1 protein-coding gene is annotated in these 1,193 nt (G+C 34.5%); it reads left to right on the top strand.

The window, feature by feature from the left end:
• Nucleotides 1-65 precede the first annotated feature (65 nt).
• Nucleotides 66-1,178 (top strand): IS630 family transposase, encoded by a 1,113-nt coding sequence (locus tag NG798_RS27710; RefSeq protein ID WP_261226944.1) that lies wholly within the window; start codon nt 66-68, stop codon nt 1,176-1,178.
• The last annotated feature ends 15 nt before the right edge of the window (nt 1,179-1,193 follow it).

The raw sequence follows: 1,193 nt of genomic DNA, 5'->3' as shown, positions 1-1,193 counted from the left end.
TAAGCTGTTACGCACTTATAATGTATAATGAAAAAACAAATTTATGCAATTTATTAGGCCCGTCTATGCCAGCTAAAAACCATTTATCTCAAGTTCAAAAAGAAAATTTAATTACACTACTTAAAGAATCTGAAAGCTCTCATATTAGAGAAAAAGCCTTGATTTTATTACTGATAAATGACGGAAAAACTTATCAAGAAATCAGTGATTTTTTAGAAATTGCTTACACAACCGTTGCTTACTGGGCGGTTCATGGAGATCCAGACAATCCAGATAGTTTTTTAGATAAAAGGAGTCTAGGTAACTTTCGCAAAGCCACAGCAGAATATGAAAAAATATTGCTAGAGACTATTGACAAAAATCCCGAAGAATATGGATATGAATTTGGCCGATGGACAGCAGCGAGACTAGCAACTTATTTAGAAAAAGTTACAGGAATAAAACTAAGTGGTTCGCAAGTGGCAAGGATATTGCGTAAAAAAAAATACGTTTATATTTGGGCAAAATATAGCTTAGAAGACAAACAAAATCCCCTCTTGAGGGAAGCATTTAAACAGAAGCTGGCGGAGTATTTAAAAATAACAATGGAAAGCCCAGAGCGTTTACAAGTATGGTTTTGGGATGAAAGCGGGTTTAGTTTACGAGTAATTAGAAGAAAAAACTGGGGAAAGAAAGGTAGTCGCAAAAAAATAACTGGTCAGCGGAGAAGGGGTAGAGTAAATTTGATGGGAGGGGTAAGGTATCAGGATAAAAAAAGGTTAAATTTTGTTATTAAAAAAGGGGATGCAAACACCTTCTATGAGCAAATTAAGTCTTTAAATAATTTATTAATTCAAGAATGGTATGAGCAGGGAAATTCTGGCAGAAAGTTCGAGGATTCTGGTGTGAAAATTGTGATTATCCTAGATAATGCGAGCTACCACAAGAAGAAAGATATATTAATGAAAATCTCATCAGAGATGCCTCATATTATCTTGGAATTTTTACCGCCGTATAGTCCAGATTACAATTTAATTGAATTAGTGTGGCATTCCGCAAAAGAATATATCGCTCATCGGTTATTTGAATCAGTAGAACAGTTAGAGGAATTGCTGCATAAGTTATTAAATGAAGGAGAACTGGTTATTCAATGGGAACGGAAAATTAAAAACAAAGGTAATGCTGTTTGTCTGGTTTAGCTGCGTAGCAGCTTA

It is taken from the genome of Ancylothrix sp. D3o (genome assembly GCF_025370775.1).
Classification (GTDB): Bacteria; Cyanobacteriota; Cyanobacteriia; order Cyanobacteriales; family Oscillatoriaceae; genus Ancylothrix.
This window is presented reverse-complemented; position numbering and strand designations above follow the sequence as displayed.